We start from the raw sequence: 25723 nt of genomic DNA, 5'->3' as shown, positions 1-25723 counted from the left end.
AGCGGATGGAGCAGATCGTGGCGCGCATCAGCTATGCACTCAGCGGTTGTCTTGCGGCCGCGTTGGCTCTGGTGGCGGCGGTCCCCGCGGAAGCGATGCCAAACACCCAGTGCGCGTTGACGACACCCGTGCGGGAAGTGCAGCACGTGTCCCAACTGCCGCCGGAGCTGACCAAGCTGCTGCCGCCCATCGCCGACATCGGGGCGCCGTTCAACGCGACCGACTCGGTCAGCGATCCGACGTTGCCGTTCCGCCGGCTGATTCGCGCCGGCAATCGCGACGCCGACTGGTTCGTCTGGTACGAACACGGCGGCGTCGGTTATTTCTGGCAGGCGGTGGTTGCGCGCGTCGCGCCGGGCAGCGACGCGAAGGTATTGGCCAATGCCGGAACGATTTCCGACACCCTGTGCAGGCTCACCGATGGCGCCTTCGCCGGCGTGGTTCCGCCGTATCCGCCCGGATCGTGGGCAGCCTCCGACTTTTAAGGAGTTCAGCGCTAATGAGCGCATCCGAGCAATCGCAGACCCGTACTCGCATGTTCGCCCGCGTGCTGGGCCCCTACCTCACGATCGTGCCGATCACGGTCGCCGTGCGCGGCTCGTACATGCGGGAGCTGTTCACGGAGTTCAAGGCAAATCCCATGTGGCCCTGGCTTTATGGCGCGATCCTGTTGATGAGCGGGATTTTCATCATCGCGTTTCACCAGTATTGGCGCAGCCTGGCGGCCGTCATTGTGTCGGGTGTGGGCTGGTTTTTCGTGATACGCGGGGTGCTGTTGTTGACCGTGCCCCGGGCCTACGATGCTGCCGGTGATGCGATCTACACCTCAGGCATGTCCGTGGCGATCTGGGTGTTATTCGCCTGCCTCGCCTCCGCCGGGCTGTACCTGACGTACGTCGGCTGGAAGCCGGAGCGTTCCGGGGGTGACTAAGCCGTGTGCTCGGCGTCGCCGGGGTCCTCATCCAGTGTGGGTGCCCCCAACGTGGCCAGCATGCCCGTTGCTGCCCGGTGCCAGGTGAAGTCCTCGGCACGGCGCCGCGCGGAGACGCGGCGGTGGTGCTCGGGACGGCTGGTGACGGCGCTGACCGCCCGCGCGATGGCGGCCGGGTGGTTGTCGGCCGAAGCACCGCTGTCCGCGGTGATGATCTCGGTCAACGCCGAGGTGCGCGAGACCACGGCCGGTGTCCCGCAGGCCAGCGACTCCAGGGCCGCGAGCCCGAAAGTCTCGTGCGGCCCGGGTGCCAGGGTCACGTCGGCGGAGGCCAGCAGCCCGGCCACCGTGTGCCGATCGGAGACGAAGCCGGTGAAGTCCACCGGTAGGCGGGCGGCCTGCCGCTCCAGCCTGGCCCGCAACGGCCCCTCGCCCACGACGACGAGCCGGGCATCGACCCCGGCGTGGCGCAACTCGCCGATCGCGTCGATGCTGCGGTCGACCCGCTTTTCCACCGACAGCCGGCCGCAATGGACCACCAGCAGCTGGGTCGGGGTGGCCCAGCGCCGCCGTACCAGATACGAGTGCCGGCGCGGGTGGAAGGTCTGCAGATCCACGCCCAGCGGGACGGTCACGGTGTTCATCGCGCCGATGCGGTCGAATTCCTCCCGCGCGAAACCGGTGGTGCACACCACCGTGTCGTAATCGGCCGCTGTGCGCGCGTTGGCCAGATCGGCGAATTTCACCGCGGCGCGGCGCGGAAGGATCTGTCCCACAAGCCGATCCAGGCGCTCGTGGGAAATCATGACCGTCGTGGCGCCATGGTCGCGCCCCCACCGTCCCAGGGATCGCAGGGTCAGCCGGTCGGAGACCTCCAGGGCGTCGGGCCGCAACGCCTCCAACAGCGCCTTGACCGGCCCGGGCAGCACGGCGCGGTAGCCGCCGGTGAGGGGAATCAGCCGGGCGGGCAGGGTGATTCGCACCACACCGGTGTGCAGCCGGCTGCGCTCGGCACGCTGCCCGGGAACGATCAGGAACACGTCATGGCCGCCGGCGCAATATTCGGCGCCCAGCCGGTCCACCGCGGTGCGAAGGCCGCCGGAGCGAGGGCCATAGAAATTGGCGACCTGTACAACGCGCATAACGTGAGGACACGCGGTTCGCGTGTGCATTCAACAATGTGGACTTGGCGCTGGCCTGAACAGTCCATGAATTCCGCTGAACCGGCTGCGTTCAGTCGGCGTTGGGGCCCTCGGCTTTGTTGATCCGCTCGGCGACGTCGGCGCCGGACAGCTGCGCGCCGAGGAAATCGCCGGAGGTCGGGAGGCTCAGATGCAATTGCGAAGCCCCGCTGACCGCGACCTCTCCGCGTTCGAGGGTGAAATCGAGGATGTGACCCCCGCCGGTGCGGTCGCTGTCGAGGAAGTGCAGGTGATAACCGGCGACCGAGATGCCCTGCTCGAAGTCGGGGGTGCGGAATCCGACCACCGTGCCCGACACGTCGGTGAAGACGGTCTCGGCCTGCTCCTCGGTGGCCTGGGTCAGCGGCGGGTAGGGCGGCTTCTGCGCCATCACGGTGCGGGTGTGCAGCTCGGCGAAGTGCCCGGTGATGCGGATGGCGTAAATCAGGTTGGCGCTCTTGATTTCTCGGTCGACCGCGGCCGTCACATCCGCGCGGCCGGTGCGGGCTTGGATCGCGATCTCAAAGTCGCTGTGGAACCGGGTGACCGCCGCGAAGGGGCTGCGATCGGTCGGCGAGGCCCGGCTGGCGGTGCCGTCGGCGCGCAACCGGTAACAGACGCCGTCGAGAACGACCATCTCGCCGTCGAGGTGGTTGAAGGTGCCCAGGCCGAAGTCGCCGTGGCGCAGGATCTCGGCGACGGTGACGTCGCCGTCGTACACGCCCTCGAGCAGTGCGCCGATCGTCGAGAACTGATACACCTCGGCGTTATCCGCACGCTGATGGGCGAGAAGCGTTGTTGCCCAATGCCGGAAGCGTTCATAGGCGCCGGTATGTGTGTCCATGGTCCTTACTCGAAGGGGTCGTCGTGCAGCTGTGCGGCCAGGTCGGTGTTCCGGCTGTAGTCCACGGGAACGTCGATCAACGACGGCCCGTCCTCGGCCAACGCCTGGCGCAGGGTGGTGGTGAACTCGTCCAACGTATTGACCCGGTAGCCGCGGGCGCCGAAGGCCGCCGCGTAGGAGACCAGGTCGTAGCCGCTCAGTTCGACACCCGATTTGCGGTCGTACTTGAGGGCTTCCTGGAAGCCGACCATGTCGTAGCTGTTGTCCCGGAAGACGATGTGGGTGAACGTCAACCCGAGGTGGGTCGCGGTCGCGAGTTCCTGGGCGGAGAACAGGAATCCGCCGTCGCCGGAGACGGACACCACGGGCGTTCCCGGCCGCACCAGGCAGGCGGCCATCGCCCACGGCAGCGCCACGCCCAGGGTCTGTTGGCCGTTGGAGAACAGCAGCCGTCGCGGTTCATAGACGCGGAAATGCCGGGCCAGGTAGATGTAGACCGAGCCGATATCGCAGGTGACGGTGGCGGTGTCGTCGAGCTCTTCACGCAGCCGCAGCAAGACGGCGACGGGGTTGAGGCCCGGGCCCGCGGGCGTGGCGCTACCGGCAGCGATGTCGATGTCACTCAACGCTTTTCGCTGCGTGGCGATCTCGTCCTGATAGTCGTCCGTCAGGGTCAGGCCGGCCAGCTGGTCGGTCAGCGCGGTGAGCGTCGCCGCGATGTTGCCCAGCAGTTCCACGGTCGGCTGGTAGTGGTTGTCGATGTCGGCGGGAACCGAGTCGATGTGCACGACGGTGCGTGCGGCATCGTTGTTCCACAGCACGGGGTCGTATTCGACCGAGTCGTACCCGATGGCGACCAAGACGTCGGCGTGCCCGAGGACGACGTCGCCGGGCTGGTTGCGGAACAGTCCGACCCGGCCGAGGAAGTTGTCCTCCAACGCGCGGGAGATCACCCCCGCGGCCTGAAAGGTCTCGACGACGGGCAACCCGGTCGTGGCGACCAGGGCGCGCAGCGCCAGGCAGCTGTCCGGGTCGGCGCCGCGCATCCCGACCAACAAGGCCGGCCGCCGGGCGGCGCGGATCAGCTCGCTCGCCGTCGCGATGGCCGCGGCGGGGGCGGCCGCCAACGGCGGAATCGGCTGTCGGCCCGGGATGCTCGCCGTGGTGGGGGCGCCCAACACATCGGCGGGCAGCACCACTGCGGCCGCCCCGCGCGGTTCGCTTTGTGCGGCGCGAAACGCGCCGATGGTGGCCTCGGCGGCGTTGTCCGGGTCGTTGACCTCGCCGGTGAACTTGGTGACCGTCCGGAGCATGGCGGCGGCGTCCATGGACTGATGCGTGCGCTTGAGCCGATCCTGGCGGCGCACCGCACCGCACAACGCGACCACCGGATCTTGTTCGGTGTTGGCGGTCAGCAGGCCGGTGGCCAGGTTGGTGGTGCCGGGGCCGGACGTCACAAGCACCACGCCGGGGATGCCGGTGAGGCGACCGATCGCCCCGGCCATGAAGGCGGCGTTTTGTTCGTGGCGGCACACCACCAGCTGCGGGCCGGAGTCGAGCAGGGCGTCGTAGACGGCGTCGATCTTCGCGCCGGGCACGCCGAAGACGTACTGCACGCCCTGAGCGGACAAGACGTCGACGACCTTCTGCGCGCTGCGCACGGGCTCACCGGGGGTCGTGGGGGCCATGTACCCAGCCAAGCACGGGTCGCGGCGAGACGCGATACGACCGAGTGTGCGTTGAGGGTTTTGAGTGTGCGTCTAGGGCGGCGACACGCCGAGCGAGGTCGCCACAGGTGCACACTCGATGGCGACCCGCGCCCTAACCGTTCGACTCGGGCCCAAACCAGCGCCGCAGCGCCGCGTGCAGGCCGGCTTGGTCGGCGGGCCCGAATTCGCCGGCCGCCCAGGCGACGTATCCGTCGGGCCGGATCAGCAATGCCGCGGCGGGCGGGTCATCGAGCGTCGCCGTGACGATGTCGACCCGATCGGCCCAGGCCGACGCCGCGGCCCCGGCGCCGCCGTCGAAGTCGAGCAGCACCGGGCGCGCGTCGTGCAGCAGCTCGGCGACCCGTCGGCCGTCCGCGAGGGTCAACTCGGGTACGGGCCAACCCGACAACGGGTGCTCGTCACCCACGTCGTACCGCACGTCGGTGCCGGCCAGCAGCGCGGCCATGTGCTTGGCGACGTCGCGGAGGCTGAAAAGTTCGCCCAGCAGCGTGCGCAGCGCGGCGACTTCGGGACCCGGCAACATGAGCGCGGTCTGCGCCTGCGAATGCATCATGACGCGCTCGCCGACGAGATGTCGCTCGGACTCGTAGGTGTCGAGCAGCCCGTCCGGCGCCCAGCCGTTGAGGTGGGCGGCCAGCTTCCAGCCCAGGTTCATGGCGTCTTGCAGGCCCAGGTTCAGGCCGGGCCCGCCCATGGCGCTGTGCACGTGGGCGGCGTCGCCGAGCAACAGGACCCGGCCGTCACGATAGTGCTCGGCGTGGCGGGTATTCTGGCCGTTGATCCGGCGAAGGGCGTGCGGCCCAGGGCCTTTCGGCTCCTCGAACGGGACATCGACGCCCAGGACGCGGCGGGCGCTTGCGAGCAGTTCGGCCACGCTCATCGGTTTGTCCTCGACCGGCGGCCCGAATTCGAAGGTCCCGAACAGCGATCGGCCGGGTTCGAACTCGGCGTAGATCAGTCCGCCCCGGTCCAACCGCGTGTGACCGAAGGCGACCCGGCCGAACCCGGGAATGTCGAGGCCGCCGTCGGCGCGGCGGTACTCGTCCGGGACGTGCACGTGGGCGAGCCGGCCCACGATGTCCAGGGTGGTGCCGGGGAAGTCGATGCCCACCGTCTTGCGCACCAGGCTGCGTCCGCCATCGGCACCCACCAGGTAGTCGGCGTCGATGCGGTAATCACGCTCGGGCGAAGACACCTGCACCCCAACGGCTTCCGGCTCCTGATCCAAATCCGTCAGTTCGTGTCCCCAGCGCAGATCCACGCCAAGGTCGCGGGCCCGCTTCTCCAGTAGCCGCACCACTCGGGGCTGTTGAATGGGCAGCGCGTACATGGGGTTGTCGGACAGGCCGGAGAAGTCCAAAGTCATGGCTGCGAAGATCCAGCCGTAGACCGGCTGTGGTGCGTTGGGGTCGCCGGTGAACTCCCGATACAGGCCCCGCATGTCGAGTGTCCGAACCACCTGCCCCACAAGGCCGTTCGCCTTCGGCTCGGAGCTGGGCCCGGGCAGGGCGTCCAGCACGACGGGCCGGATGCCGGCCAGCGCGAGCTCGCACGCCAGCAGGAGCCCATTGGGGCCGGCGCCGGAGATGACGATGTCGGCGTGTTCGTCACTCATGGGTTTTCTCCGTGCGCTTGGTGGGTTCGGGCAGGCCGGCGCTCACGGCGACGAAGCCCTCGCGAATCAGGTCGGTGATCGGGACCGGCGGGTCGGCTCGCACGTAGGCCTCGGCCGCGGCGTCGCCGACGGCACGCACGATCGCCACCAGCAGCCGCGGGTACAGGTCCTGCTCGGGATCGGTGCCGGTGCGTTCAGCGATCACCGCGAGCCACTCATCGAATAGGTCCTGCGGCAACGCATTACGCACCTGGGGGTTCATCAGCATTTTGCGCACCTCGACGAGCTCCTGGCGGCTCGGCACCAGGTTTTCCTCTCCGTATACGTCGCCGAAGTCGGCCTCCAAGGCTTCGAGCACGACATGCGTGATCGACGTCCACAGCGGCTCGTCGGCCGGGCGTTGCCGCAGCGCGGCCACGCTGCGGCGCATGCGCTCGGTCTGCCGGTAGGCGAGTGCCTCGTACTTGCCGCCGAAGTAGTTGTTGAAGGTGCGCAACGAAACTCCGGCCAGGTTGGCGATGTCCTCACGCGTCACGTTGTCCAGCCCGCGTTCGAAGGCGAGGTTGAGCGCGGCGTCGCTGAGGGCGCGGCGCGTGTCGGCCTTCTTGCGCTCCCGCAATCCGCGCGGCTGTTCGGTCATGCGGACCAAGGTACAACCAAACTTGCCCGGTGGGCAAGATTGCCTACCGGGCAATATCTGAGGAATGTGACTAGCCTGGAGTGTGGGTACCGGATGTCACGATCGGTGGGTCAGCCGAATTCGCGTTGGAAGGTGAAGCCATGGATGTGCAATTCATCACGAGCGTTGCAGTAATCACCCCCGAGCCGGCGGTCAGCCGAAGCTTGTACGTGGACGCGCTTGGTCTGCCCCTAACCGCGGAAGCCGACGGCTATCTCCACGGTGAAGGCATCGACGGCTGCAAGTCCTTCGGCGTCTGGCCGCTGACTCAGGCTGCGCAAGCCTGCTTTGGCGTGCCTGACTGGCCACTTGAGCGGCCGGTGCCGCAGGCCAGCGTCGAGTTCGAGGTCGCGGACGCCGACACCGTCCAGGTCGCAGCAAACGAGTTGACGCAGAAGGGCTTCACGCTGCTGCACGAAGCGCATACCGAGCCGTGGGGCCAAACCGTCGCTCGACTGCAGTCCATCGAGGGCACGATCATCGGCATCTCTTACGCGCCCGCGATGCATTCGTGAAAAAGAGCGCGCCCCTTGAACAACTAGCGCTTGCCCCAGTCCCACGGCGGCGTCGTCAACAGGTTCTGCCCGGCGATACGTGTCTCGCCCCACTCCTTGTAGAGCTCGATCTCGACGGTGTCGTCGCCGGTGGCTTCGAGCAGCGCACGAGAGTGGGTGACCACCAGGACCTGCGTCCTCGCGGCGGCGGTGCGGATCAGGCCCGCGAGCGGACGCACCAGGTCGGGGTGCAGCGAGGTCTCCGGTTCGTTGAGCACCATCAGCGACGGCGCCTGCGGGCTCAACAAGGCGGCGGCCCACAGCAGGAATCGCAGTGTGCCGTCGGACAATTCGGCGCAGCGGAGGGGCCGTAGCATGCCCCGCTGCCGCAGCTGCAGGTCGAACAGCCCGTCATGAACGGCGACCGACACGGTGGCGCCGTCGAAGGCGTCGCCGACGGCGCGGCTCAGGTCGTCGAAACCCGCCTCGATGATCGTCTGGATCGCGGCGGCCAAATCGCTGCCGTCATCGGAGAGCACCGGGGTGCGCGTTCCCACCTGCGGATGCCGGGCCGGCGCCCCGGCGTCGACGCGGAAGCCGTCGTAGAACCGCCAGCCGCGCAGTCGCTCGCGCACGGCCGCAAGCTCGGGCAGCGCGTGTGGGTGGGCGTACTCGGCCAGCACGCTGCGGTACGTGGGCAACGAACGGGACAACTCGTCGAAGCCGCGTCCCGAATCCGCGCTCACCTCGGCGAAATCGCGCGTTCTGCGCACGAGCGTCGCGCTGGCGCGCAGCACCGGCCCGGCGAACAACGCTTCCCGCTTGATCTCCGGATCGCGGCCGAAGGCCGACTTGGACCCGGCCATCTGCGGCATTCCGAGGTCGACCAGATAGCCGAAATCGTCTGAGGCGAAGCCCAATTCGAGGGATACCGGCCGGGTGCGCACGGTGCCCTCGACCTTGCCGGTCCGGCGGGCGCCCTTGAGCTCCTCGGGTCCGGCCCACAGCGCGGACTGCAGCCCGCCCTCGCGGGCGAGCGAGGCGATCACCTCGCCGCGGCCGCAATCGGCCAGCAACCGCAACGCGCGGTACAGCGAGGACTTGCCGGCGCCGTTGGCGCCGGTGACCACCGACAGACGACTCAGCGGCATTATCACCTCACGCAGCGAGCGATAGCCGCGGATCGCCACCGTCTGCAACATGGAGCAGACTGTACGGTCGACGACCGACGGGCCCTACTCGTTGTCGGCGGCGTCGAGCAGCTGCACTTCCTCGAGGTCCATCTCGTTCTGCAGCTCGCGCAGCACGATGTCGTCGATGAGGTTCTCGTTACGCAGCGCGGTGATCTCGCGGCGCTTGCTCTCGAGCATGCCCAGCCGCACCCGACGGACGAGATCCTTCTTCTTGACGAGATGGCTGTTCGTCGAGTCGTTCTCGGTGGCGAGGGCCAGCGCGGCCTTCTCTTCGTATTCCTTCTGCAGCCGCCGGCGGAGGTCGTCGCTGATGCCGACCTCGTCGGCGACCGTCGGCAACGCGTCGAGGGCGGCTCGAGCGCCACGCGTGCGAGCCAGCTGCAATTCCTCGGCGTGGGCCGCGTCTTCGGGCATCTTCGCCCAGCGCACCACTGCGGGCAGCGTGGTGCCCTGGACGAGGACCGTCACGAGGATGACGACGACCACGATGAAGATGAGCAGGCTGCGGTCGGGGAATGGCGCGCCGCTGAGCGTGGTCATCGGGACGGCCAGCGCCGCGGCAAGCGACACGGCCCCGCGGAATCCCGCCCAGGCGGTGACGAAACGCTGACGCCAGTCGACCCGGCGTTCCCGCTGCGCTTCTCGGCGGTCGATCAGCCGGATCAGCCACACGGTGATCTCGCCCCAGAAGATGCGCGACAGGATCACCACGGCGGTGACCGCGAGCGCAATGAACAAGGCGTGGCGTATCCCGCCGTCCACGCCGGCTATGCCGCGCAGCGCCCCCGGTATCTGGACGCCGACGAACACCCACAACGAGCCGTTGAGCAAGAAGGTCGCGCTGTCCCAGAACGCGTAGGCCTGCAGCCGGGATCGCGCGCGGATCACCACCGGCCCGGCGTAGGCGAGCATCAACGCCGCGACCATGACCGCAACCACCCCGCTGCAATCCATGCTCTGCGCCAGCAAGAACGCCGCAAACGGCGTCAGCAGGCTGAGCGCCCCTTCCTCCTGGGGCGCGTCAAGCCTCTTGCGCAGCAGCGTGACCGCTCCGCCGACCAGAAGTCCGGCGGCGATGCCGCCGAGGTAGGAGCCGACGAAACGACCAACCAGGTCGATCGGGGTGATCTGCGCTCCGCCGATCGCGACGTGGACCGTGACGGCAAACAGGACCAGGGCCGTGCCGTCGTTGATGAGACTCTCGGCCTTGAGCACGGTGACCGATCGGCGTGGCAACTTCTTGGCCAAGCCGGCCACGGCGGCGGCGTCGGTGGGGGACAACACGGCGCCCAACACGGCCGCCGCGTGGGAGTCCATGCCCAGCGCCCGTGCCGTCCACGACACGGCCACCGCCGTCGCGATCACCAGGGCGACGCTGAGGAACACGATGATGCGCGCGTTCGCTCGGATCTCCCGGAAGCTGGTGTTCAGACCCTCCCAGTAGAGGATCGCCGGCAGGAACAGCAGCAGCACGATCTCCCCGTTGACGTGCACGTGAGCCAAGCTGGGGATCAGGCCCAGCAGCGTGCCGAGCACGATGAGCAGCACCGGGGGGCCAACGCGGTAGCGCCGGCCGAGGACCGTCCCGACGATAACGGTGGAGACGAGCGCAACGATCAGGACGAGGCCAAACACCTGCCCATCCTGCCGGACATGCGGGCTTTGCGCCGATCGGGGTTTGGGCGCAGAGCCTCGTAACAATTCACTTCAGCCCCGAGTGCGGGGCGGGCAAACGCGCGCCCGAAACGTGGCAGTGTTGGCGGCGTGAGCGACGTCGCGGAGGCGTTCGAGTCTCAACGGCCGCGCCTGTTCTGGTTGGCGTATCGGCTGCTGGGTTCGGCGAGCGAGGCCGAAGATGCGGTCCAGGATGCTTACCTGCGACTGCACACCGCGGATGCGGAGGCGATCGAGTCGCTGCCGGCGTGGCTCACCACGGCCGTCACGAACCTGTGTCTCAACCGGCTCACTTCGGCGCGCGCCCGTCGAGAGGTCTATCCGGGGCCGTGGCTCCCGGAGCCGGTCCTCACCGACGACCGCACACTCGGTCCCTTGGATACCGCCGAACAACGAGAGTCGATTTCGATCGCGCTGCTGAGCCTGATGGAGCGCCTCAGCCCGACGGAGCGCGCGGCGTTCGTTCTCCGAGAAGCATTCGCCTACAACCATTCCGAGATTGCCGAGATCCTGCAGACGTCGGAGGCCAATGCCCGCCAGCTGTACCGGCGAGCGCGGCAGCGCCTTGGTGAACCGCGGCCGCGTTTCCAACCAGATCGGACGCAGTGGCGACGCCTGGTCGACCGCTTCTTCAGCGCCGCCCGCGCCGGCGACGTCGCCGGGCTCGTCGAGATCTTGACCGACAACGTGACCTCGACGGCCGACGGGGGCGGCAAGGTGGCGGCCGCCCGACGCCCGATCTCGGGCCGCGACCGCGTGGCCTCCTATGTGGCCCGCGCGTTCGGCAGGAACATCCCGCGGCTGGGGCTGCGCCTCGATGTCGCCGAGGTCAACGGCGAGCCGGCGATCCTGGCATTCGACGGCGAAACGCTGACCGGCGTGCTGTCTTTCGAGATCGTCGGCGACCAAATCGCAGCCCTGCGGGCGATGGGAAATCCCGACAAATTGCGGTTCCTCGCCGAGCAGTTGTCACATCCGGCGGGTCTGCCCGGTTCATAAGGGTATGACCAATCGAATACTGATCACAGGCGGCACCGGCACCGTGGGTCGCGTCGTCGTCGACCAGCTGACGGCCGCCGGCAAGGACGTCCGCGTTCTGAGCCGCGGACGACGGCGGCACCAGCGCACCGACGTCGAGCATGTCGTGGGCGACGTGCAAACCGGCGACGGGCTCGATGCGGCCGTCGACGGCGTCGACACGATCGTGCACTGCGTCTATCCCTGCGAGCATCTGGTCGCTGCAGCCAAACGGGCGGGCTCACCGCATCTGGTTTACGTCTCCATCGTCGGAATCGACCGCGTCCCATTCGCCCTGTACCGCATGATGCTCGCCAACGAACGCACGATCGCTGAGTCGGGCCTGCCGTGGACGGTGCAGCGGGCGACCCAGTTTCACGATCTGATCGCCGTCATATTGCGCATGCTCGCGAAACCGCCGGTCATGGTCCTGCCGTCGGGCCTGAAGTTCCAACCGGTCGACGTGCGCGACGTGGGCGAGCGGTTGGCCCGGTTGGCGCTCGGCGAGCCGATCGGACGTGCGCCGGATTTCGGCGGCCCGCAGGCGCGCGCACTCGAAGACCTTGCCTGCAGCTACCTGGCGATCGTGGGTAAACGTCGACGCATCGTCCCGATCCGGTTGCCCGGCAAGGTGTTTCGCGGACTGCGCGGCGGCGCCCTACTAACCCCGGAGCACGCCGCGGGCGCGATCACCTTCGAGCAGTACCTCCAGGAGCAGGTCGACGCGGGCCAACTGCCCTACCAGGACGCGATCCGCGCTTACCTGCCGCACCGTCCGCGCAAGGCGCCGCGATGACTGCCCGGTTGACCAGTCCCGCCCTTCGGGCCGGGCTGTGGTTTCTGACGTTCGTGGAGGCAGTGGTCGGACTCGTCGCGAGTCGGCCGGCCCACCTCCGCTTGGCACTCGGACCTGGGCATCAAGCTTCCAGCCATACAGACCGATCTCGGCATCAGGCTTCCCGCCATAATGGAGGCGATGAATCTTGTGAGGATGAGGCTGCTGATAGCAGTCGCCGTGCTCGTTTCGTCAACGGTGGTGGGCTGCCACTTCGCATCCAGGAACCCGCCGTCGACCAAGACGCTCCAGGTGCCCATGAACAACGTGCTCACCCAGGACGTCATCAAGCAGAGCATGACCTTGGCCGTCGGCAACACGCTGATCGTGAAGTTGGGCTCGAATTACACCACGCCGTACCGGTGGGCGCCGGAGATGAAGGTCGGCGATCCGGGGATCCTGAAGCAAATCAGTCACGAGTTCGTGCCCCCGAGTTCCGACGCGTTGGGGGCGCCCGGCACCGAGGTGTGGAAGTTCACCGCGCTGAAGCCGGGGACCACCACCATCGGCACGTCCTACACCAGCTTCGTCGACAAGGATTCCAAACCCTCCTGCACCTATACGGCCGACGTCACGGTGCAGTAAACCTCTCCGGCAAACGAGTGCGCACCGGCCGGACCTCGCGCTACGGTCTGGTGCGTGTTCGGCTTTCTCCGTAACTTGTCCGAAATCGGCAAACTGCCCGCGGCGCTGCGCGACGAGCTCGAAGCCGAGGGCGTCATCTTCAGCGCCGGCAAAGTTGGGGTGAGCCGGCACTTCAGCGGCCATGTGCCGGGGGTCTATTCGGCTTCCGGTGTATCCCGCTACACGGGCGCGTTCGCGTTCACGTCCGCCCGGATCGTCGCCACACTTCCCGCGCGCGGGGACGCCAACCTGCGATCGATCGATTGCGCATGGGACAGCGGCGAGGGGCCGGCCCGGGCCACCATCACCGGCAAAGGGCTGAAGCTGGAAATCGACCTGCACGGTGTCGATCCCGCCTTCAGCGGGTCGATGAGGCTCAACTACAAGAAGACCATCCCGGACGAGGTGCTGGAGACGCTGCCCACGACGACGCTGCGTTATCCGGTCCAGCCGGTTTTCGTGTATCGCGCGGCCGGGGTGCGCCCCAAGACCTAGGCTGCGGGACAACGGTTTCCGTCACGCGGCCGGCCGCAGCATCCGTGCGCTGACGAGCGACGAGACCCACCCGGGCATCAATCGTGTGCTCGTCGTCATCAGCCGATAGCGCCACCCGGGCACGACGACGGCGCGGCCCCGGTCCAGGGCGCGCAGCCCGGCGGCCACGACGGGCTCGGGCGCCGCGAGTCGGCGATAGATCGCGGTGTGCGAGACGTCCGATCCCAGCGCATCGACGAACCCAGTCCGGGTGGGTCCGGGGCACAACGCCGTGACGGTGACCCCCGACCCGCGAGTCTCCGCCCACATCGCTTGGCTCAGCGACAACACGAACGCCTTGGACGCGCCATAGGTGGCCTGATACGGCCCGGGCTGAAACGCGATGGTGGACGCGACATTCAGGATGCCGCCCCGGCCGCGGGCCAGCATGCCGGGAAGCACCGCGTGGCTCAGCCGCACCAGCGCGTCGACGTTGACTGCGACCAGCTCGCGCTCACGCTCGGCGTCGAGCTCGGCGAACGGGCCGTAGGTGCCGAAGCCGGCGTTGTTGACCAGGACGTCGACCTGTCGCCCGTCCAGGCGGGCGACGAGGGCATCGACGCCGGCCTGTGTGCCAAGGTCGCCGACTGCCAGTTCGACTTGCTGGTCGACCCGCTGGGCCACCGCACTCAGCCGTGCTTCGTCACGTCCGGCGAGCAGTAACGACATGCCCCGCTGCGCCAGCTGGTCGGCGAAAATTGCGCCCAGCCCGGAGCTGGCGCCGGTGATGACTGCCCATGACATGGCTGACCCCTTACCTCGCAAGAGTTTTCACGGCGGGGCGAATGCCCAGGGCGTGGCTGACGAGGCCGATCCCGGCGCCGAGGATGGGCCATATCGGCCAGAAGTAGGTGGCACCGGTGGTCGCCGCGACGGCCGCCCACACGGTGAGCACGATGACGGTCATCGCCAGGTAGGCGGCGAGGTGAATGCGAACGCCGCTGCGGGCGGCCTCGACGCGGGCGGCGCGGCGGCGCGGGTCCGCGCGCCGGATCCGCTCGAGCGGCAGGTCGGCGAGGAGCTGGGTGAGCTCCTCGGCGGTGTGCATGCCGAACACCGCCTGCACCCGTTGCTCGTACTCATCCAGCTGCAGGTAGCCCTGCGCGAATGCTTGGCCGAGGCGTTCTACCGCCCTCTCCCGGTCACGGTCGCCGGCCCGGGAGGTCATGAGTTGCTGGTCCATTTCATCCCCTTCCAAAGATGTGAATGGCTTTAACATAGTCCCTAATGTTAATGTCGTCAACATGGCACGTGAGCGGAAAGTTGCGGCGCGGCGGGACAGCTATCACCACGGCGACCTCAAACGCGCCCTGAGCAGCGCCGCTTTGTCGCTGGTGGCCGAGAAGGGGCCGAAAGGCTTCACGCTGACCGAGGCGGCACGGCGCGCCGGCGTCAGCGCCGCCGCCCCGTACCGGCACTTCGCCGACAAGGCCGCGCTGCTCGCGACCGTGGCCGAACAGGGCTTTCGCGACCTACACGCCGAACTGGCCGCGGCCGCCGACGCCGCGCCCGACCCGAAGGACCGGGTGGTCGAACTCGGCCGCGCATATGTGCGCTGGGCCGTCGCCCACCCGGATCACTACCGGGTGATGTTCGGCGCCGAACTCTCCAAGGCCGACCACCCCGACCTGGCCGTCGCCGGCGAGCAGGCGTTCGGCGACCTGCTCGACGCGATCGTGACGTGCCAACAGGCGGGCATCTTCGGCGGTCAAGACCCGCGTGAACTCGCCGCGCCGCTGTGGTCGTTGGTGCACGGCGTCGCGTCGCTCGCGATCGGTGGCGAGTTGCTCAGCGTGGGCATCGAGCAGGACCCGGAGGCCATCATCGCCGGCGTGGTGGCCCAAATGCTGGGCGGTTAGGCCATTAGGCCACGTTGGCCTGGCGGCGCGTCGCATAGACCTCGGCCAGGAACTGTTCCACGGCGACCGCGCTGTGCACCGCGCGCGCCGAACCGAAGATGTCGAAAGCGTGCTGAGTGAACGGCAATTCGGCGTACACGACGGGCTGGTTGCTCGCCTGCCGCAGCCGCTCGACGAATCCACGCGCCTGCTCGACGGGCACCAGCGAGTCGTTGCGGCCGTGCAAGACGAAAAACGGGGGAGCCTCGGCCGAAACGTGGTTGACCGGTGACGCGGTGATGAACGGCTGCAGGTTCGTCGAAGGGCGTTGCTTGACAACCGATTTGACGAGCAGGGCGGGCATCATCGGGTGCATCGCGTCGTTGAACCGGGTGAAGTCGTAGACGCCGTAGAACGGCACGGCCGCCTGCACCCGGGTGTCGGCGTCTTCGAAGCCGGGCTGGAACTGAGGGTCATTGGGGGTGAGAGCGGCCAGCGATGACAGGTGGCCGCCGGCCGAACCGCCGGTGATGGCGATGAATTCGGGGTCGCCGCCGTACTCGGCGATGTGCGCCTTGACCCAGGCCAGGGCGCGCTTGACGTCGATGATGTGGTCCGGCCAGGTGTTGCGCGGGCTGTGCCGGTAGTTGATCGCCACGCAGACCCAGCCCAACTCCGCGAGGTGGCTCATCAGTGGATGGGCTTGTCCGCGTTTGTTTCCCGTCGTCCAGGCGCCGCCCGGGATCTGGAAGAGCACCGGCGCCTTTCCAATCGGGTCGAGGTCGGGACGGCGCCAGATGTCCAGGTGGTTGGCGCGGCCGAATTCGCCGTAGCTGATGTTCGAGTCATGGGCGTAGTCGCGATAAATCCGCATCATCCGCAGCAGCCCCGGCGTCTTGGCGGTCCCGCCGCCGGCCGGCCGGCGCCACAGGTCCCCCGACTCGGTGCGGCGAGCCGCGCCCAGACCCGCGTCCAACGCCTGGGTCAGCGGCACGTTGGCCTTATGCCCGGCGCGGCTGAAGTTCAGCAGGCCCATGGCCGACACGGTTGCCACCGCCCACGCGGCGATTTGCACCGGCCGAGTCAGGCGGCGAGCAGTCAACGCCAGACCGCCGAGCTGGCTGACCAGGGTCTGCAACGGCAACTCGGTGACGACCAGCCCGAACATAAACGAGAAGAGCGATAGGTAGCCGCTGCGCGCCAGCGGCCGGTAGGCGTTGAGCGTGGACACCGCGGTCACCGCCGTGACGATCAGCGACCCTATCTGCCGGATGACGTGGAGTATTCGAGCTGTCCGCATCCGCTCACCTTACGAAATGCCCTACGTGGCTTCTGCCCGGCTCTCGAGGTTCTTGACCGCGGCGGGATCGTTCTCCGTCAGCCCGACCTTCGACGCGCCGCCGGGCGAGCCCAGCTCAGTGAAGAAGTCGGCGTTGATCTGGGTGTACTCGCCGTATTCGCCGGGCAGGTCGTCCTCGTAGTAGATGGACTCGACGGGGCACACCGGCTCACAGGCGCCGCAGTCGACGCACTCGTCGGGGTGGATGTAGAGCATCCGCGCGCCCTCGTAGATGCAGTCGACGGGACATTCCTCGATGCACGCCTTGTCTTTGATGTCGACGCAGGGCTCGGCGATCACGTAGGCCATGACCCCATGGTTCTCGCCGCAACCGGACGCGAGTAGAGGTCCCGGCGTTGTGGAGTCACAAGCTATCGTTGTGTCACACGAATTGATTGTGATGTGATCAGCCATGCCGCTCAGCCCGCGAATGCCCGAGCTCGCCTCGTTCGAGGTGTTCTTGGCGATCGCCGAGACCGGCAGCCTGGGCCGCGCCGCGCGCGAACTCGGGCTGACCCAGCAGGCCATCTCGCGGCGGCTCGCGTCGATGGAGGCCCAGATCGGGGTGACGCTGGCGGTGCGGACCACGCGCGGCTCGCAGCTGACGCCGGCGGGCCTGATCGTCGCGGACTGGGCGAGGCGGTTGCTCGAGGTCGCCACCGAGCTTGACGCGGGCATGGGATCGCTGCGCAAGGAGGGCCGTGAGCGGATCCGCGTCGCGGCCAGCCAGACAATCTCCGAGCAGCTGATGCCGCATTGGCTGTTGTCCCTGCAGACCGAGGCGACGCGGCGCGGCGTCGTTGCCTCGCAGGTGAGTTTGACCGCGACCAACAGCGAGCACGCGATCGCCGCGGTCCGCGACGGCAGCGCGGATCTCGGGTTTGTCGAAAACCCTGGCACACCAAAGGGTTTGGGAACCTGTGTGGTGGGTCAGGATGAACTGGTGATCGTGGTGCCGCCGGGCCACAAGTGGACGCGACGGGCACGGGGTGTCACCGCTCGCGAACTCGCGGAGACGCCACTGGTGGCCCGCGAACCGCATTCGGGCATCCGCGATTCGCTGACGGTGGCGTTGCGTCAGGTGCTGGGCGACGACATGGAGCAAGCGCCACCGGTATTGGAGCTGACGTCGGCGGCGGCGATGCGCGCGGCCGTGCTGGCCGGCGCGGGACCGGCGGCCATGAGCCGGCTGGCGGTGGCCGACGACCTGGCGGTCGGGCGGCTGAGCGCGGTCACCATTCCGAAGTTGGACTTACGGCGCAAGTTTCGCGCGATCTGGGTGGGCGGGCGCACGCCGCCGGCCGGGGCGGTTCGAGATCTGTTGAGCCACATCAACAGCCGCTAGGCTGCCGCGTCGGCTTCCAGCGCCTCGTCGTAGCGGTCGAGCAGGGTCTCGGCCACCAGCGGGTGGGCGCCCAGCGGCGCGGCCATCGGAATACCGTTGTCCCGCGCATACGTTGAGACGCCGTCGGTGAGCAGCCCGGGCGCCAGGAACCAGGGCGCGATGACGAGCCGGCGGGCGCCGCGGCGGCGCAACTGGCCGGCGGCGCGTTCCACGGAGGCCTCGGGCCGGGTGGCGAAGGCCATCGTCGCCCCGACCCACCGGGTGCCGACGGCCAACCGGGGCGCCACCTTTGACGTGCGCGCGTTTGCCGCGGCGTTGGACGAGCCGATCGCGACCACCATCACGCCGAGGTCGTCGTCGTGCGGGGAAACCCCGACCTCGGCCAGGCGTCCGCGCAGTACCGACACCAGCCGGTCGTCCTCGCCGAGCACGTCGGCCTGGCGGATGCCGTGGGCTCCGGCTTTCGTGATCTGCTTGGGGATGTCCAGGCGCGCGTGGTAGGCGCTGGCCAACAGGAACGGGGCGACCACCGCGCGGCGGCTGTCCGGCAACCCGGCCAGGACGTCGGCGAAGTTCGGTTCGTTGAGCTCCAGGAACGCCAGCCGCACGTCGAGGTCGGGGCGCATGCCGGCCAGCCGGTCGGCGACGGCCTGCGCGTTGGCGCCCGACCGTGGGTCCCGGCTGCCGTGGGCGGTGAGTACGAGGGTGCTCATGATGCGTGCAACCCGCATTCGATCTTGTTTCGTCCCCGCCAGCGGCCGCTGCGAGGATCGTCACCCTCGGCCGGCTTGGCGGTGCAGGGGGCACAGCCGATGGACGGGTAGCCCTCCTCGACGAGCGGATTGACCAGGACGTTGTTCCGCTCGATGTAGTCCTGGACGTCGTCGTCGGTCCAGGCCGCGATGGGGTTGACCTTGATGAGCTCGAACGACTCGTCGAAGCTGATCAGGGGGGCGTTGGCGCGGGTGGCCGCCTCTGCCCGGCGCAGCCCGCTGACCCACGCCGCGTAACCGCGCAGCGCGCGGCGCAGGGGGAGGACCTTGCGCAGCCGGCAGCATTCGTTGGGGTCGCGGGCGAAGAGGTCCTTGCCCAGCAGCTCGTCCTGCTCGGCCACGGTGTGTTCGGGTTCGACGTTGAGCAGGTGGATGTCGTAGACGGACTCGACCGCGTCGCGGGTGCCGATGGTTTCGGCGAAGTGGTAGCCGGTGTCCAGGAACAGCACCGGCACCCCCGGCCGCACGTCCGAGGCGAGCGAAATCATCACCGCGTCTTGCATATTGGCGGCCACCACGTACTTGCAGTTGGCCCAGCCGCGGGGACCGTCGACGCCGCCGAAGTGCTCGTCGGTCCAGCGCAGGATGTCGACGGCGCCGGCGCCCTCCATCTCGGAAGCACCGCGCTCGGCCAGCTCACGCAGCTGCTCCGTGGTGAAGTTCATCGCCACCATGGCGGGGTCCTCAACTCCTATCGCAGGTCGGCCTCGTCGGCGCGCAGCGCCCAGGACGCGAAAGTCTCGCCGCCGTCGCGGGCTTCGAGGAATCTGCGGGTCACCCGGTCGATGTAGTCGCCGAGCTCGTCGCTGGTCACCTTGTGCTGGCGCAGCTTTCGGCCGAATCCGCTCGCCTCGCCCAGGCCGCCGCCCAGGTGGACCTGGAAGCCCTCGACGGAATTGCCCTCGCCGTCGTCGATCCACTGGCCCTTGAAGCCGATGTCGGCGACCTGAATTCGCGCGCACGAGTTCGGGCAGCCGTTGAGGTGGACGCTGATCGGCACGTCGAGCTCGGAGTCGACGTCAGCCAGGCGCTGTTCCAGCTCGGGCACCAAAGTCTGTGTTCGCACCCGGGTTTCGGCGAACGACAGCTTGCAGAACTCGATGCCGGTGCAGGCCATGGTGTTCTTGCGCCACGACGACGGCCGCGACGGCAGGCCCAGGGCGTCCAGCGCGGCGACGGTCTCGTCGACCAAGGCGTCGGGCACGTCGAGGATGACCAGCTTCTGGAACGGGGTCAGCCGGGCCCGGTCGGAGCCGACCTTTTCCATCAGGTCGGCGACGGCCGACAGGGTGGCGCCCGAGACGCGTCCGGCGATCGGCGCGACGCCAATCGCGTTGAGCCCGTTCTTGATTTTCTGCACGCCGACGTGGTCGATGGTGTGCTTGACCGGCGCGGGGGCCGGGCCGTCGATCAGCCGGCGGTTGAGGTATTCGGTTTCGAGGACCTCGCGGAACTTTTCGACGCCCCAGTCCTTGATCAGGAACTTCAGCCGGGCCTTGGCGCGCATCCGCCGGTAGCCGTAGTCGCGGAACACCTGGGTGACGGCCTCCCAGACGTCGGGCACCTCGTCGAGCGGGATCCACACGCCTACCCGCTGGGCCAGCATCGGGTTGGTCGACAACCCGCCGCCCACCCACAGATCCAGGCCGGGGCCGTGCTCGGGGTGGTTGACGCCCACGAACGCGACGTCGTGAGTCTCGTGGGAGACGTCCTGCAGGCCCGAGACCGCGGTCTTGTACTTGCGCGGCAGATTCGCGTACTCGGGATTGCCCATGGAGCGCCGGACGATCTCGTCGATCGCGGGGGAGGGGTCGAGCACCTCGTCGAGCGAGTCGCCGGCCAGCGGCGAACCGTGGATGCCACGCGGGCAGTCGCCGCAGGCCTCGGTGGTCTGCAGGCCCACGGAGTCCAGCCGCCGCCAGATCTCGGGGACGTCCTCGATGCGGATCCAGTGCAGCTGCACGTTTTCCCGGTCGCTGATGTCGGCCGTTTCGCGGCCGAATTCGGTCGAGATCTGACCCAGGGTGCGCATCGAGTGCGCCGACAGCGGTTTGCCGTCGGTGCGGACCCGCATCATGAAGTACTTGGCTTCGATCTTGTCGGTGTTGTCGTCGCCGGTCCAGCTGCCGTCGTAGCCCTGTTCGCGTTGCGTGTACAGGCCCATCCAGCGGAACCGCCCGCGCAGATCGGAGTGGTCGATGCTGTCGAAGCCCTGGTTGGCGTAGACGTTGACGATGCGGTCGCGCACCTTCAGCGGCGCGTCGTCGTTCTTGATCTTCTCGGTGTCGTTGAGCGGTTCTCGATCACCCAGCGCCCACTGGCCCTCGCTGCGGGTCTTGGCGGGACGTGCTGTGGTCATGTGGTGTGCTCCTTCGCGGTGCGTGGGGCTGCAGGGCTGCTGGCCGCGGCATCGACGCGATGATGTTGTCAGTCAGAGGTGAGCGCGGGCGCTCCGTTGCGCCCACGTCTCATGGCTTCATAGTGCCCGGGTTAGGCCTAGGGGGGTAGAGGTCGTGCTGTTGTGAGGGCACAACCGTTGGTTGTGTGTGCCGGTTCACGTTTATTGGTTTGGCGCGCACTGTGATTGCAGTAACCTGCGGTGGTGGCTGGGCCGACGCTAGACGCGCGGGAACGGTCCGCACTGTGTGATCTTTTCGTCGAGCTCGGCCCCGCCGCGCCCACGCTGATCGAGGACTGGACTTGTCGCGATCTCGCCGCCCATTTGGTGTTGCGAGAGCGCGATGTTGTTGCGGGGTCGTGTCTCGTCCTGCCCGGCCCCTTCCAACGGTTCGCCGAGCGGCGCAGGGTTGCCATGGCCCGTCATGATTTCGGGTGGCTCGTCGCGCGGATCCGGTCCGGCCCGCCCGTCGGGTTCTTCCGCATCGGATGGGTGCGCGCGCTGGCCAATCTCAACGAGTTCTTCGTGCACCACGAGGACGTGCGCAGGGCGCAGGGACTCGGGCCGCGTTCTTTGGCGTCCGACATGGACGCGGCGTTGTGGCGGAACGTATGCCGCGGCGGGCGCTTTCTGAGTCGGCGGCTTTCTGGTAGCGGGCTCGACGTCGAGTGGGCCGGCTCGCGGGTGACGCTGCGGCCGGGTTCACCGGCGGCAGTCCTGCGCGGCCAACCGGGTGAGCTGCTGCTGTATCTCTTTGGCCGGCAGGGGGCGGCGGATGTCGAAGTGAGCGGACCGCCGGAAGGGGTTGCGGCGGTGCGTCGCGCGCGCTTCGGGATGTGAATCCGTCGCCGGTTACGTCACACGCGCCTCATGGGTCCCTGGCGGAGGCGGCACCCAAAGTGCCCGCCTCACAGCGACAATTAAGCGGCGCGGCAGGCATCACCGGTTGCCGCTCGGAGGGGGCCCAGCACGTCCGGGTTGATGTGGTCTAACGACGCTTGCGCGGCTTCACAATCACTCCGTACGCTCGAAATCGTCGAAAAGGACCAGGAGCGGCACCGGTAAGCCCGCTCCCTTCCGCGAGGAAGCTCCGTACCGCGCAGCGGACCCGCGACAAGCAACTGGCGCAGACGCGTCGGCGGCTTGACGCGCGCACGAGAGCTACTGCGTTGAACCTCCGGCGGCAGCGCCCCTAACAGGAGGTCAACATGCCGTTCATCCGAACTAACGCCGGAATCGTCACTCAAATCAACACTTTCACGGTGCCAGACGGCGGCCAACAAGCGCTCATCGATCGACTGAGCGAAGCAGCGCGATTCGCCAGCACGGTGCCGGGGTGGCTCTCCGTAAGCCTGCACAAGAGTCACGATGGAACACGCGTTGTGAATTATGCCCAAAGCGACAGCCTCGAGTCAGCAGTGTCGGTGATCGACCGGCTTCGCCAAGCGGGCTACCTCGATCGCAACGCAGAGTACGGGCAAGCACACCCCGGTCTCTACGACGTCGTGTTCACACTTGAACGCTGACAAGCACTTTGCGTCGGCGGCTTAAGTCACAGGCGCCACAGCGGTCCCTGGCCGAGGCAGCACCCGAAGTGCCCGCCTCACAGCGACAACTCGCGACGGTGGTTCACCGAATGCGCGGTTGTCGCTCGGAGGCGGGCACATCGGCGTATTCCTGCAAATCGCCGGCAGGAACCCGGGCGGCGAGACTATGCCGTCCCAGATCGGCGGGCGTACCATCAGCTCATCTGAGGCCAAAGACATGAGTCACAACCCCAACGCCTCGACCGACGTCGATAAATGGGACCGCGGTCTGACCGAACACGTCATCGCGCTGACCCGCCCGATCGTCAAACGTTATTTCCGTTCCGAGGTGCGCGGCCTGGACAACATCCCACCGGGCCCGGCGCTCGTGGTGGGTAACCATTCCGGCGGCCTCACGACGTTCGATCTGCCGGTGTTCGCCGTCGACTATTACGACAAGTACGGCTACGACCGCCCCCTCTACTCTCTTGGTTTCGACACCATCTTCGCCGGACCGGCCGGTGACTTTTTGCGACGCACCGGGGTGATCCGGGCGACGCGCGAGAACGCCGCCGAGGCGCTAGCTGCCGGGGCCATCGTGTTGGTCTATCCGGGCGGCGACTTCGATGTCTACCGGCCGACGCTGCGGGAGAACACCATCGACTTCGACGGACGAACCGGTTACGTCACCACGGCTATCGAGGCGAATGTCCCGATCGTTCCCGCCGTGTCCATCGGCGGACAGGAAAGCCAGTTCTTCTTGAGCCGTGGCAGATGGCTGGTACGAGCGCTTCGGCTCACCAAGCTGGAGCGCAAGCTGTTCCGCACGGACATCTTGCCGATCACCATCGGTTTCCCGTTCGGGCTCAGTGTCGTAGCGCCGGTCAACTTGCCGCTGCCCACCAAGATCGTCACCGAGGTGTTGCCGCCCATCGACATCGCCAAATTCCCTGATGTCCACGACATCAAAGGTCTCGACACGCACGTGCGGTCGGTGATGCAGAAGGGGCTCAAAGCTCTCGCCGCTCAGCGCCACTTTCCGGTGGTCGGCTAGTTTTCTGCTGCCGCGAAGACCACGTCCGGGTTGAGGATGCCGGCGGGGTCGAAGCTCCGTTTGATGCGGCGCATCAGGTCGACCTTGACCGGGTCTTCCAGTTCGAGGAAGTACGGGGTCTTGGCGCGGCCCAGGCCGTGTTCGCCGGAGATCGCACCACCCAATTCCATTGCAAGCGCGAAGATGTCGGTCATGAGCTTCTTGCGCGTGTCCGGGTCCTTACAGAAGATCGCCAGGTGCACGTTGCCGTCGCCGGCGTGCCCGCAGCCCGCCGCGCCGCCGCCGGCGGCCGCCGCCATGCCGCGCGCGGTGGACAGGAACTTCGGCATCGCTGAGCGGGGCACCACGGTGTCGATGATGTCGTCGGCGCCGATCGCCTTCGCCGTCCAAAACGCCTTCTCGCGTGCCTCGATCAGTTTGCGTGCCGATACCCCTTCGAGCACATAAGCGTCCACGGCACCCAGCTCGGCCAGCAGCTCGCCGGCCGCTTCGACGTCCTCGTCCACCCGGTTGGCGGTCCGGTTCTCAAGGGCCACAACGAGATAGGCGTCGCAACTGTCGCGGACGCTGTCGGGGATGCCCAGCTCCAGGTTCTGGGTGTGGACGAGCGCGGCCATCGTCACATTGTCGATGTACTCCAGGATGTAGGGCGCGAGGCCGCTTCCCACCACCTTGGGCACCGCCGCCATGATCTGGTCGAAGTCGGTGAACGGGGCGAGCACGGCGGCGTTGTGGTCGAGCCGCGGATGCAGCTTGACGGTCACTTCGGTGGCCAGGGCCAGGGTGCCCTCGGATCCGACGATGAGCTGGGTCAGGTCGTAGCCGGTGGAGATCTTGGCGATCTTGCCGCCGGTGCGGATGAGCTCGCCGGTCGGCAGCGCCGCCTGCAACCCGACCACGTTGTTACGCGCGATCCCGTACTTGACCGCGTTCATGCCGCCGGCGTTGGTGCCGACGTTGCCGCCGACGCTGGACGACAGCTCGCCCGGGTGCACCATGTACCGCAGGCCGCTGTCGCCGGTCGCGGCGTCCAGTTCGGTCAGCGTGACGCCGGGTTGGACGACGGCGACCTGGTTGGTGGTGTCGACCTCGAGGATCGCGTTCATGCGCTCGAAGGAGATCAGCAGCCCGTCGGTGCGAGGGATCGCCGCGCCCGACAGTCCGGTCCCGGACCCGCGGGCCGTCACCGGAACGCCGTGGTCCGAGGCGGCCTTCAACAGCTGCGAAACCGCTTCCGCCGAAGCGGGTTTGGCGACGTACGCCGGCCGTTGCGGCGGCTTCGTCAACACCTCGTCGTGCCAGTAGTCCTCGGGGATGGCGTCGCCGGTCAGCAGGTTGTGCTCGCCGACGATCTCGGAGAACCGCGCCGTCATGTCGCTCATTGGGGCCTCCCTCGGTTCACCTTATCGCCGGAGCGAGGTGATCGATGGGGGTTCGCATCTGGCCACGGACGATCGGCACGCAGTCGTCGGGGAGGTCGGTGGTGACCTCTACACCGGAATCGTCGAGCTCATCGAGGAACTCTGGTAGTCGCTCCATCGCACCGGTCGGTAGGTCGTGCAATACGACCACGGTGTGCCGATGGGCACGGGCATCGGCGAGCGCCCGGTCGACCCATCCGCGGGGGTCGGCCCAGTCGCGCGGCACGCTGTTCCACAGGACACAGGTGTACTTCTCCGCGATGAGGTAGTCGACCGCCGTCTGATTCAGGCAGCGCCGTTCGAGCGCGCCCTCCGTTCCCCACGGCCTGAAGTAACGATCGGCATCGTTGAACTCGTCCAAAACCTCCTGCGTGCTGCCGATTTCGCGAAGGGTCTCCGCCGCGGAGAGGTCGCCGAGGGGCCGGCCGTGGGTGAAGGAATGATTGCCAATCCGGTGCCCCTCGCTCACCGCGCGCTCGATCAGCCGACGTCCCGCCGGCGAGGAAACCTGCTCACCGACCACGAAGAAGATGGCGGACATCTGGCGCTGAGAGAGGACATCGAGAACCTGATCCGTGACACCGGGGGTCGGGCCGTTGTCGAAGGTCAAGGTGATTTTCGGTCGCATCACTTCAAAGGGTATCGCGCCACGCTTGCCTGACTGATCGATCAGGCAGT

Annotated in this window: 28 protein-coding genes; 12 read left to right on the top strand and 16 right to left on the bottom strand. The window is 67.8% G+C overall.

Translation table 11 applies throughout. The annotated features are described in order from the left end of the window. Positions 1-17 precede the first annotated feature (17 nt). Together A5781_RS22685 and A5781_RS22680 are read left to right on the top strand one after the other, a co-directional pair. Complete coding sequence (locus A5781_RS22685; RefSeq protein ID WP_231990786.1) at positions 18-485, top strand: hypothetical protein; 468 nt, start codon at positions 18-20, stop codon at positions 483-485. A 14-nt stretch (positions 486-499) separates the two neighbouring features. Next, positions 500-931, top strand: a complete 432-nt coding sequence (locus A5781_RS22680; RefSeq protein WP_067212239.1) for a hypothetical protein — start codon at positions 500-502, stop codon at positions 929-931. On the opposite strand, the gene A5781_RS22675 is transcribed toward A5781_RS22680, so the two are convergent. The 5 genes from A5781_RS22675 to A5781_RS22655 all read right to left on the bottom strand — a co-directional run bounded on the left by A5781_RS22675 (position 928) and on the right by A5781_RS22655 (position 6941). Then, positions 928-2073, bottom strand: coding sequence for a glycosyltransferase (locus A5781_RS22675; protein ID WP_067212236.1), 1146 nt, complete (start codon positions 2071-2073; stop codon positions 928-930). The genes A5781_RS22680 and A5781_RS22675 overlap by 4 nt on opposite strands. A gap of 91 nt (positions 2074-2164) precedes the next feature. Next, on the bottom strand, positions 2165-2956 hold the full coding sequence (gene budA, locus A5781_RS22670; protein WP_082939480.1) for an acetolactate decarboxylase: 792 nt from the start codon (positions 2954-2956) through the stop codon (positions 2165-2167). A 5-nt stretch (positions 2957-2961) separates the two neighbouring features. Further along, positions 2962-4644, bottom strand: coding sequence for an acetolactate synthase AlsS (alsS, locus tag A5781_RS22665; protein ID WP_067212233.1), 1683 nt, complete (start codon positions 4642-4644; stop codon positions 2962-2964). Positions 4645-4777: 133 nt separating this feature from the next. Then, on the bottom strand, positions 4778-6301 hold the full coding sequence (locus tag A5781_RS22660; protein WP_067212230.1) for an FAD-dependent monooxygenase: 1524 nt from the start codon (positions 6299-6301) through the stop codon (positions 4778-4780). Further along, positions 6294-6941: a TetR/AcrR family transcriptional regulator gene (locus tag A5781_RS22655; protein WP_067212227.1), complete on the bottom strand. Its 648-nt coding sequence runs from the start codon at positions 6939-6941 to the stop codon at positions 6294-6296. The genes A5781_RS22660 and A5781_RS22655 overlap by 8 nt, the downstream gene beginning before the upstream one ends. Positions 6942-7081: 140 nt before the next feature. On the opposite strand from A5781_RS22655, the gene A5781_RS22650 reads away from it, so the two are divergent. Beyond that, the gene (locus A5781_RS22650; RefSeq protein WP_067212225.1) at positions 7082-7495 is read left to right on the top strand and encodes a VOC family protein; all 414 of its coding nucleotides are present in this window, start codon (positions 7082-7084) and stop codon (positions 7493-7495) included. 23 nt (positions 7496-7518) lie between these two features. Here the strand turns inward: A5781_RS22650 and A5781_RS22645 are convergent, their stop codons facing one another. Next, positions 7519-8676, bottom strand: a complete 1158-nt coding sequence (locus A5781_RS22645; protein WP_067212222.1) for an AAA family ATPase — start codon at positions 8674-8676, stop codon at positions 7519-7521. A 33-nt stretch (positions 8677-8709) separates the two neighbouring features. Next, positions 8710-10302, bottom strand: a complete 1593-nt coding sequence (locus A5781_RS22640; RefSeq protein WP_067212218.1) for a Na+/H+ antiporter — start codon at positions 10300-10302, stop codon at positions 8710-8712. Positions 10303-10431: 129 nt separating this feature from the next. On the opposite strand from A5781_RS22640, the gene A5781_RS22635 reads away from it, so the two are divergent. From A5781_RS22635 to A5781_RS22620, 4 genes are all read left to right on the top strand, one after another. Continuing rightward, complete coding sequence (locus A5781_RS22635) at positions 10432-11340, top strand: RNA polymerase sigma-70 factor (RefSeq protein ID WP_067212214.1); 909 nt, start codon at positions 10432-10434, stop codon at positions 11338-11340. A gap of 4 nt (positions 11341-11344) precedes the next feature. Continuing rightward, positions 11345-12154, top strand: a complete 810-nt coding sequence (locus tag A5781_RS22630; protein ID WP_067212211.1) for an SDR family oxidoreductase — start codon at positions 11345-11347, stop codon at positions 12152-12154. Positions 12155-12343: 189 nt separating this feature from the next. Further along, positions 12344-12778 carry a protease inhibitor I42 family protein gene (locus A5781_RS22625; RefSeq protein ID WP_067212301.1) on the top strand — a complete coding sequence of 145 codons (435 nt, stop codon included), beginning with the start codon at positions 12344-12346 and terminating at the stop codon, positions 12776-12778. Positions 12779-12832: 54 nt separating this feature from the next. Continuing rightward, on the top strand, positions 12833-13312 hold the full coding sequence (locus A5781_RS22620) for a hypothetical protein (RefSeq protein ID WP_067212209.1): 480 nt from the start codon (positions 12833-12835) through the stop codon (positions 13310-13312). Between the two features lie 21 nt (positions 13313-13333). Here A5781_RS22620 and A5781_RS22615 read toward each other — a convergent pair whose 3' ends face one another. Both A5781_RS22615 and A5781_RS22610 read right to left on the bottom strand, forming a co-directional pair. Beyond that, positions 13334-14095 carry an SDR family oxidoreductase gene (locus A5781_RS22615; RefSeq protein ID WP_067212206.1) on the bottom strand — a complete coding sequence of 254 codons (762 nt, stop codon included), beginning with the start codon at positions 14093-14095 and terminating at the stop codon, positions 13334-13336. Positions 14096-14105: 10 nt separating this feature from the next. Continuing rightward, positions 14106-14534 carry a DUF1707 domain-containing protein gene (locus A5781_RS22610; RefSeq protein WP_197504022.1) on the bottom strand — a complete coding sequence of 143 codons (429 nt, stop codon included), beginning with the start codon at positions 14532-14534 and terminating at the stop codon, positions 14106-14108. Between the two features lie 61 nt (positions 14535-14595). On the opposite strand from A5781_RS22610, the gene A5781_RS22605 reads away from it, so the two are divergent. Then, the gene (locus tag A5781_RS22605) at positions 14596-15210 is read left to right on the top strand and encodes a TetR/AcrR family transcriptional regulator (RefSeq protein ID WP_067212203.1); all 615 of its coding nucleotides are present in this window, start codon (positions 14596-14598) and stop codon (positions 15208-15210) included. Between the two features lie 4 nt (positions 15211-15214). Here the strand turns inward: A5781_RS22605 and A5781_RS22600 are convergent, their stop codons facing one another. Both A5781_RS22600 and fdxA read right to left on the bottom strand, forming a co-directional pair. Further along, on the bottom strand, positions 15215-16489 hold the full coding sequence (locus A5781_RS22600; protein WP_067212200.1) for an alpha/beta hydrolase: 1275 nt from the start codon (positions 16487-16489) through the stop codon (positions 15215-15217). 21 nt (positions 16490-16510) lie between these two features. Further along, entirely contained in the window at positions 16511-16837 is a 327-nt protein-coding gene (fdxA, locus tag A5781_RS22595; protein ID WP_067212196.1) for a ferredoxin, read from the bottom strand. Between the two features lie 103 nt (positions 16838-16940). On the opposite strand from fdxA, the gene A5781_RS22590 reads away from it, so the two are divergent. Beyond that, a complete protein-coding gene (locus tag A5781_RS22590; protein WP_067212193.1) occupies positions 16941-17873 on the top strand; it encodes a LysR family transcriptional regulator in 933 nt (310 codons plus the stop codon). Here A5781_RS22590 and A5781_RS22585 read toward each other — a convergent pair. Genes A5781_RS22585 through A5781_RS22575 form a run of 3 tightly spaced genes read right to left on the bottom strand, consistent with a single transcriptional unit; the run spans position 17870 to position 21005 of the window. Next, positions 17870-18586 (bottom strand): sirohydrochlorin chelatase, encoded by a 717-nt coding sequence (locus A5781_RS22585; protein WP_067212190.1) that lies wholly within the window; start codon positions 18584-18586, stop codon positions 17870-17872. The genes A5781_RS22590 and A5781_RS22585 overlap by 4 nt on opposite strands. Beyond that, positions 18583-19320, bottom strand: a complete 738-nt coding sequence (locus A5781_RS22580; RefSeq protein WP_067212185.1) for a phosphoadenylyl-sulfate reductase — start codon at positions 19318-19320, stop codon at positions 18583-18585. The genes A5781_RS22585 and A5781_RS22580 overlap by 4 nt, the downstream gene beginning before the upstream one ends. 17 nt (positions 19321-19337) lie before the next feature. Then, positions 19338-21005 (bottom strand): nitrite/sulfite reductase, encoded by a 1668-nt coding sequence (locus A5781_RS22575; RefSeq protein WP_067212182.1) that lies wholly within the window; start codon positions 21003-21005, stop codon positions 19338-19340. A 243-nt stretch (positions 21006-21248) separates the two neighbouring features. Between A5781_RS22575 and A5781_RS22570 the strand changes: the two genes are divergently transcribed. The 3 genes from A5781_RS22570 (at position 21249) to A5781_RS22560 (ending at position 23624) form a co-directional block, all read left to right on the top strand. After that, complete coding sequence (locus A5781_RS22570) at positions 21249-21884, top strand: TIGR03085 family metal-binding protein (protein WP_067212297.1); 636 nt, start codon at positions 21249-21251, stop codon at positions 21882-21884. Positions 21885-22252: 368 nt separating this feature from the next. Further along, positions 22253-22570 (top strand): antibiotic biosynthesis monooxygenase, encoded by a 318-nt coding sequence (locus tag A5781_RS22565; RefSeq protein ID WP_067212180.1) that lies wholly within the window; start codon positions 22253-22255, stop codon positions 22568-22570. A 238-nt stretch (positions 22571-22808) separates the two neighbouring features. Then, positions 22809-23624 (top strand): 1-acyl-sn-glycerol-3-phosphate acyltransferase, encoded by an 816-nt coding sequence (locus A5781_RS22560; protein WP_067212294.1) that lies wholly within the window; start codon positions 22809-22811, stop codon positions 23622-23624. On the opposite strand, the gene A5781_RS22555 is transcribed toward A5781_RS22560, so the two are convergent. Together A5781_RS22555 and A5781_RS22550 are read right to left on the bottom strand one after the other, a co-directional pair. Further along, positions 23621-25006, bottom strand: coding sequence for an FAD-binding oxidoreductase (locus tag A5781_RS22555; RefSeq protein ID WP_067212176.1), 1386 nt, complete (start codon positions 25004-25006; stop codon positions 23621-23623). The genes A5781_RS22560 and A5781_RS22555 overlap by 4 nt on opposite strands. 16 nt (positions 25007-25022) lie before the next feature. Further along, entirely contained in the window at positions 25023-25673 is a 651-nt protein-coding gene (locus A5781_RS22550; RefSeq protein ID WP_067212291.1) for a polysaccharide deacetylase family protein, read from the bottom strand. Positions 25674-25723: the final 50 nt, after the last annotated feature.

Origin of the sequence: Mycobacterium sp. 852002-30065_SCH5024008 (assembly GCF_001665645.1) — a bacterium.
Classification (GTDB): Bacteria; Actinomycetota; Actinomycetes; order Mycobacteriales; family Mycobacteriaceae; genus Mycobacterium; species Mycobacterium paraffinicum.
Note: the sequence above shows the minus strand (reverse complement) of the source record. Positions and strands in the feature narration are given on the sequence as shown.

Bases quoted from the DNA above. Each gene is read 5' to 3' on its own strand.
- A5781_RS22680 (WP_067212239.1), top strand. From the start codon at position 500: ATGAGCGCATCCGAGCAATCGCAGACCCGTACTCGCATGTTCGCCCGC.
- A5781_RS22675 (WP_067212236.1), bottom strand. From the start codon at position 2,073: ATGCGCGTTGTACAGGTCGCCAATTTCTATGGCCCTCGCTCCGGCGGC.
- budA (WP_082939480.1), bottom strand. From the start codon at position 2,956: ATGGACACACATACCGGCGCCTATGAACGCTTCCGGCATTGGGCAACA.
- alsS (WP_067212233.1), bottom strand. From the start codon at position 4,644: ATGGCCCCCACGACCCCCGGTGAGCCCGTGCGCAGCGCGCAGAAGGTC.
- A5781_RS22660 (WP_067212230.1), bottom strand. From the start codon at position 6,301: ATGAGTGACGAACACGCCGACATCGTCATCTCCGGCGCCGGCCCCAAT.
- A5781_RS22655 (WP_067212227.1), bottom strand. From the start codon at position 6,941: ATGACCGAACAGCCGCGCGGATTGCGGGAGCGCAAGAAGGCCGACACG.
- A5781_RS22650 (WP_067212225.1), top strand. From the start codon at position 7,082: ATGGATGTGCAATTCATCACGAGCGTTGCAGTAATCACCCCCGAGCCG.
- A5781_RS22645 (WP_067212222.1), bottom strand. From the start codon at position 8,676: ATGTTGCAGACGGTGGCGATCCGCGGCTATCGCTCGCTGCGTGAGGTG.
- A5781_RS22630 (WP_067212211.1), top strand. From the start codon at position 11,345: ATGACCAATCGAATACTGATCACAGGCGGCACCGGCACCGTGGGTCGC.
- A5781_RS22615 (WP_067212206.1), bottom strand. From the start codon at position 14,095: ATGTCATGGGCAGTCATCACCGGCGCCAGCTCCGGGCTGGGCGCAATT.
- A5781_RS22610 (WP_197504022.1), bottom strand. From the start codon at position 14,534: ATGGACCAGCAACTCATGACCTCCCGGGCCGGCGACCGTGACCGGGAG.
- A5781_RS22605 (WP_067212203.1), top strand. From the start codon at position 14,596: ATGGCACGTGAGCGGAAAGTTGCGGCGCGGCGGGACAGCTATCACCAC.
- A5781_RS22600 (WP_067212200.1), bottom strand. From the start codon at position 16,489: ATGCGGACAGCTCGAATACTCCACGTCATCCGGCAGATAGGGTCGCTG.
- fdxA (WP_067212196.1), bottom strand. From the start codon at position 16,837: ATGGCCTACGTGATCGCCGAGCCCTGCGTCGACATCAAAGACAAGGCG.
- A5781_RS22590 (WP_067212193.1), top strand. From the start codon at position 16,941: ATGCCGCTCAGCCCGCGAATGCCCGAGCTCGCCTCGTTCGAGGTGTTC.
- A5781_RS22585 (WP_067212190.1), bottom strand. From the start codon at position 18,586: ATGAGCACCCTCGTACTCACCGCCCACGGCAGCCGGGACCCACGGTCG.
- A5781_RS22580 (WP_067212185.1), bottom strand. From the start codon at position 19,320: ATGGTGGCGATGAACTTCACCACGGAGCAGCTGCGTGAGCTGGCCGAG.
- A5781_RS22575 (WP_067212182.1), bottom strand. From the start codon at position 21,005: ATGACCACAGCACGTCCCGCCAAGACCCGCAGCGAGGGCCAGTGGGCG.
- A5781_RS22565 (WP_067212180.1), top strand. From the start codon at position 22,253: ATGCCGTTCATCCGAACTAACGCCGGAATCGTCACTCAAATCAACACT.
- A5781_RS22560 (WP_067212294.1), top strand. From the start codon at position 22,809: ATGAGTCACAACCCCAACGCCTCGACCGACGTCGATAAATGGGACCGC.
- A5781_RS22555 (WP_067212176.1), bottom strand. From the start codon at position 25,006: ATGAGCGACATGACGGCGCGGTTCTCCGAGATCGTCGGCGAGCACAAC.
- A5781_RS22550 (WP_067212291.1), bottom strand. From the start codon at position 25,673: ATGCGACCGAAAATCACCTTGACCTTCGACAACGGCCCGACCCCCGGT.